At 41.8% G+C, this 5,097-nt stretch carries 5 protein-coding genes and 1 pseudogene; 1 reads left to right on the top strand and 5 read right to left on the bottom strand.

Going from position 1 to position 5,097, the window contains the following annotated elements; all coding sequences use genetic code 11:
• From LG34_RS01580 to LG34_RS17230, 5 genes and pseudogenes are all read right to left on the bottom strand, one after another.
• Positions 1–221: pseudogene (locus LG34_RS01580) on the bottom strand (acetylglutamate kinase); the annotation flags it as partial.
• A 160-nt stretch (positions 222–381) separates the two neighbouring features.
• The gene (argJ, locus tag LG34_RS01575) at positions 382–1,605 is read right to left on the bottom strand and encodes a bifunctional glutamate N-acetyltransferase/amino-acid acetyltransferase ArgJ (RefSeq protein ID WP_109214569.1); all 1,224 of its coding nucleotides are present in this window, start codon (positions 1,603–1,605) and stop codon (positions 382–384) included.
• A gap of 129 nt (positions 1,606–1,734) precedes the next feature.
• Positions 1,735–2,187, bottom strand: a complete 453-nt coding sequence (locus LG34_RS01570) for a GNAT family N-acetyltransferase (RefSeq protein WP_109214568.1) — start codon at positions 2,185–2,187, stop codon at positions 1,735–1,737.
• 24 nt (positions 2,188–2,211) lie between these two features.
• Complete coding sequence (argC, locus tag LG34_RS01565) at positions 2,212–3,267, bottom strand: N-acetyl-gamma-glutamyl-phosphate reductase (RefSeq protein ID WP_109214567.1); 1,056 nt, start codon at positions 3,265–3,267, stop codon at positions 2,212–2,214.
• 90 nt (positions 3,268–3,357) lie between these two features.
• Complete coding sequence (locus LG34_RS17230; protein WP_270368025.1) at positions 3,358–3,492, bottom strand: hypothetical protein; 135 nt, start codon at positions 3,490–3,492, stop codon at positions 3,358–3,360.
• A gap of 196 nt (positions 3,493–3,688) precedes the next feature.
• Here LG34_RS17230 and LG34_RS01560 point away from each other — a divergent pair, with 196 nt between their 5' ends.
• Complete coding sequence (locus tag LG34_RS01560; RefSeq protein ID WP_109214570.1) at positions 3,689–4,915, top strand: argininosuccinate synthase; 1,227 nt, start codon at positions 3,689–3,691, stop codon at positions 4,913–4,915.
• The last annotated feature ends 182 nt before the right edge of the window (positions 4,916–5,097 follow it).

Here is a 5,097-nt window from a genome sequence, read left to right as displayed (position 1 = left end):
CTGATCTCTTTTCCACCACCGTGTACGATGATCGGTTTAAATCCAACCAGTTTCAGCAGTGTTACATCCTGAATAACACGCTGTTTTAATTCTTCATCCAGCATGGCACTTCCACCGTATTTTACAACAATGATCCGGCGGTTGAAACGCTGGATATATGGTAATGCCTCAATCAGCACTTCGGCTTTCGCCCGTAATGCTTCGTATTTATCTTCGTTCATCTATCTGTCCTCCTGTAACAAATCACTTTTTTACATTTTTATGCATATCTATTTCTTATTTATCTATCAAACATCTGTCAAATCAGCCTTTCTGTTTATAACAAAAAGCTGGTTATGCACTCTCACATATTTTACTATAACAGATCAAAGTATATTTTCATTAAGAACGATAATCCGCATTGATTTTTACATAATCATAGCTCAGATCACAGCCCCATGCAGTTCCCTGTGCTTCACCAAGCTTCAGATCTGCAATAGCTGTCACTTCCGGCTCGGATAAGATCTTGGTTGCTTCTTCCTCACTATAATCAAGTGCAACACCATTTTCGATTAGTTTGATCTTGCCGCCTTTGCTTTCAAAATACAGATCTACTTTATCTGGATCAAAGGTCGCTCCGGAATATCCCATGGCACAGAGGATTCTTCCCCAGTTTGCGTCATGTCCGAAAATAGCTGCTTTTGTCAGGCTTGAACAAATAACGGATTTTGCAAGTACCTGCGCCTGCTCTTTTGTCTCTGCATTGACAACAGTTACCTCAAATAATGCAGTTGCACCTTCACCGTCTCCTGCCATCATTTTTGCCAGTGTCGTGTTGACAAAATTCAGCGCCTCACAGAATGCATCATAATCTGCACCTTTTTCTGTAATCTCCGGATTTCCTGCCAGACCATTTGCCATCAGAAGCAAAGTATCGTTTGTAGAAGTATCTCCGTCAACAGAGATCATATTGAAGGTATCTTTGACATTGGCAGAAAGTGCTTCCTGTAATAATTCTTTGGAAATTGCAAGGTCTGTTGTCACAAAGGCAAGCATGGTGCACATGTTCGGATGAATCATACCGGAACCTTTGCACATACCACCGATAGTAACGGTTTTTCCGCCAACTTCAAATTCCACTGCCACTTCTTTTTCGTGTGTATCTGTGGTCATAATGGCTTTTGCTGCCGCATTTCCTGCTTCCACACCGTCTGCAAGCTTCGGTGCTAATGCCTCAACACCTGCCATAATACGGTCGATTGGAAGCTGTTTTCCAATGACACCGGTGGATGCCACGCAAACAGCACTTGCCGGAATACCAAGCACTTTTGCTGCCTGATCCGCTGTCTTCTGACAGTAATCTAAGCCTTCCTGTCCGGTGCAGGCATTAGCGATACCTGCATTAACAACAACTGCCTGTGCATATTCACTGTTTTTTACGATATCCCGATCCCAGAGTACCGGTGCCGCCTTTACAAGATTTGTTGTAAATGTTCCTGCCACACGACATGGTACCTGACTGTAAAGCATTGCCATATCGGTACGATTTTCATATTTGATTCCGGCTGCGGTGCAAGCTGCCTGGAATCCCTTTGCCGCTGTCGCGCCACCTGTAATCTGTTTCATGATCCAATCCTCCTGTAAGATACCTGTCACATATGTTTCAATGCATATCCGGTATCATTGTATCTGTTATTTTTATCTTTTTATTTCATTTCAAAGTTCATCTGAAAAATCATTTAAAAACATTGCTTTTTATTCGTTGAATTTTGTAATGTTTTCATCATTTAAAACAAAGTCATAATAATTTACATCGTTTCGCATCTTCCAGCCTTCTTCCTGCCAGAATTGATTGCCAAGTTCATTTTTCTTAAATGCGATCAGATTGACTTTGTTGATCTGTTCACTCTGTAAGGCACGCATTGCTGCAGTTGCCATCTGTTTTCCAATACCGCGGTTACGATAGGCTTCATTCACGCATACATGGTAAAAACATCCGGTTCTGCCATCATGTCCGCATAAAATCGCGCCCACCAGTTTGCCGTCAGCTTCTGCCACGATACTTGTGGTTGGATTCCGTTTCAGGAAACGTTCGGTTCCCTCTCTGGAATCATCAATGCTTCGAATGCCAAAGCCTTTGATCGTCATCCACAGTGCATATACTTCATCGTAATCTTCAATCGTCATCGGACGAATCTTTATTTCCATAAAATCCTGTTTCCTTCCATATATTTACGGGAACATTGGAACAAGATTCAATCCTTCGCTTTCATCCAGACCAAACAACAGGTTCATATTCTGAACTGCCTGTCCCGCAGCACCTTTCACAAGATTGTCAAGTGCTCCCATCATAACGATTCTTCCGGTACGCTCATCAATCTTGAAATTAACATCTACATAGTTGCTGCCCTCTACCCATTTTGTCTCAGGCACAACATCTTTTTCCAGAACACGAACAAATTTCTCATTCGCATAATATTTATCATAAGCAGCTTTCACTTCTTCATAAGCAGGAAGAGAACCGTCTGCCTTCTTCCTTAAAGTCGCATACTCTGTTGCCAGGATACCACGGTTCATCGGAACCAGATGCGGTGTGAAATTGATCACGATCTCTTTGCCGGCCGCATAACCAAGCTGCTCCTCAATTTCCGGGGTATGACGATGCGTTGCCACACCATATGCTTTCATATTTTCATTTACTTCACAGAACAGGTTTGCTACTTTCGCACCACGACCGGCTCCGGAAGTACCGGATTTTGCATCGATGATCAGTGTGTCCGGATCAATCAGTCCTTCTTTTACCAGCGGATAAGCGGTTAAAATAGAACAGGTTGTATAACATCCCGGATTTGCCACCAGACGGGCACCTTTCACTTTATCACGGTTAATCTCACACAGACCGTAAACAGCTTCCTCAATGAACTGTGGGCTCTTATGCTCGATCTTGTACCATTTTTCATAAGTAGCAACATCTTTGATACGAAAATCCGCACTCAGATCCACGATCTTTGTCTTGGACAAAATCTTCTCTGTCAGAACAGATGCTAAAAAACCCTGTGGTGTAGCGGTAAAAATCACATCTACCTGCTCACAGAGAGCTTCCATATTATCATCCAGACATGTCGCATCTACGATCTCAAACATGTTGTGATATACGGATGCATATTTCTGGTCAATGTAACTTCTTGATCCGTACCAGACAATTTCTACTTCTTTATGTCCCATCAGAATACGTACAAGCTCTGCTCCTGCATAACCTGTCGCTCCGATAATACCTGCTTTTATCATTTGCATCCTCCTTAATCTTCAACTGAACTGTTTCTTATAATAATACTTCTCGCGCAATTCGTAAAGTATTGATTTTCTGCTTTGCATATTTTATACATAAGAATGCATAATTATACATATATTCAGTTTTTTATTCATTCTGCCTTTTTCGGGTTTTTTTTGCTCTGCATCAAATAATAGCACAAGTTTTTTCAAATGAAAAGGACTTTTTACTTTTTTTGCCATTCTGTGCGTCCTGAATAAAAAGGTGTATTTTTATAAGCAAAATATGTATAAATTTACACTTGCAATCTCATTCTGATTGTAGTATGATGAATCAGGTCGAAAACAAAAGGTAAATTTGTTTTCAGAAAAATATTCAGAAGAAACGGTCTGTGACAGACAGATCTGCTTAATGATAAGAAAGAAAGGAACTATTACAATGAAAGAGAAAGTTATTTTAGCATATTCCGGCGGACTTGACACAACAGCAATCATCCCGTGGTTAAAAGAGACATACGACTATGATGTAGTATGCTGCTGTATCGACTGTGGACAGGGCAAAGAGTTAGAGGGACTTGAGGAGCGTGCTCAGTACTCAGGTGCTTCCAAATTATATATCGAAGATATCTGCGATGAATTTGCAGAGGATTACATCATTCCTTGCGTTCAGGCAGGCGCTGTATATGAGAATAAATATTTACTTGGTACTGCTATGGCTCGTCCGGGTATTGCAAAAAAATTAGTTGAGATTGCAAGAAAAGAAGGCGCTGTTGCTATTTGCCACGGTGCTACAGGAAAAGGAAACGACCAGATTCGTTTTGAGCTTTCCATCAAAGCACTTGCTCCGGATATCAAGATCATTGCTCCATGGCGTGATCCGAAGTGGACCATCGATTCCCGTGAAGGCGAAGTTGAATATTGTAAAGCACATGGCATTGATCTTCCATTCGCTATGGATCAGAGCTACAGCCGTGACTGCAACTTATGGCACATCAGCCATGAAGGACTGGAGCTGGAGAACCCGGCCAATGAGCCGAACTACGATCACCTGCTTGTATTAGGTGTTTCTCCGGAGAAAGCACCGGATGAACCGGAATACGTTACTATGACATTTGAGTCTGGTGTTCCGAAAACAGTAAACGGAAAAGAAATGAAAGTTGCTGATATCATCCGTGAGCTGAACCGTCTTGGTGGAAAACATGGTATCGGTATCATTGATATCGTTGAGAACCGTGTCGTTGGTATGAAATCCCGTGGTGTATATGAGACTCCTGGCGGAACAATCTTACTTGAGGCTCAGAAACAGTTAGAGGAGCTGACTCTTGACCGTGCTACTATGGATGTTAAGAAAGATATGGGTAACCGCATGGCTCAGATCGTATACGAAGGAAAATGGTTCACACCGCTTCGTGAGGCAGTTCAGGCATTTGTAGAATCCACTCAGAAATATGTAACCGGTGAAGTTAAATTCAAACTTTATAAAGGAAACATCATCAAAGCTGGCACTACTTCTCCATACTCTTTATACAGTGAATCTCTGGCAAGCTTTACAACCGGTGACCTTTACGATCATCACGATGCAGATGGATTCATTACATTATTCGGTCTGCCGTTAAAAGTTCGTGCAATGAGAATGCAGGAACTGGCAAAAGAAAACCAGAAATAAATTTGTGCTTTGCACAAACGATAACTTCTTGAACGACAGTTCAAAAATTTCCCCCGGTAACAGAATGTTCTTATCACTCTGCTGCCGGGGCTTTTATCTCAGTCTGAGTTGAGACTCCCACTTCTGCAAATGGTGAGTAATAACAAATCTTTCTCAGTGGGAGTTCAATCTCCGACTGAGAT

It is taken from the genome of Eubacterium ramulus (assembly GCF_003122485.1).
Classification (GTDB): Bacteria; Bacillota; Clostridia; order Lachnospirales; family Lachnospiraceae; genus Eubacterium_I; species Eubacterium_I ramulus_A.
This window is presented reverse-complemented; position numbering and strand designations above follow the sequence as displayed.

What these genes read in the sequence shown, in the direction of transcription:
- argJ (WP_109214569.1), bottom strand. Translation starts at nt 1,605, where the DNA reads ATGAAACAGATTACAGGTGGCGCGACAGCGGCAAAGGGATTCCAGGCA.
- LG34_RS01570 (WP_109214568.1), bottom strand. Translation starts at nt 2,187, where the DNA reads ATGGAAATAAAGATTCGTCCGATGACGATTGAAGATTACGATGAAGTA.
- argC (WP_109214567.1), bottom strand. Translation starts at nt 3,267, where the DNA reads ATGATAAAAGCAGGTATTATCGGAGCGACAGGTTATGCAGGAGCAGAG.
- LG34_RS17230 (WP_270368025.1), bottom strand. Translation starts at nt 3,492, where the DNA reads ATGGCAAAAAAAGTAAAAAGTCCTTTTCATTTGAAAAAACTTGTGCTA.
- LG34_RS01560 (WP_109214570.1), top strand. Translation starts at nt 3,689, where the DNA reads ATGAAAGAGAAAGTTATTTTAGCATATTCCGGCGGACTTGACACAACA.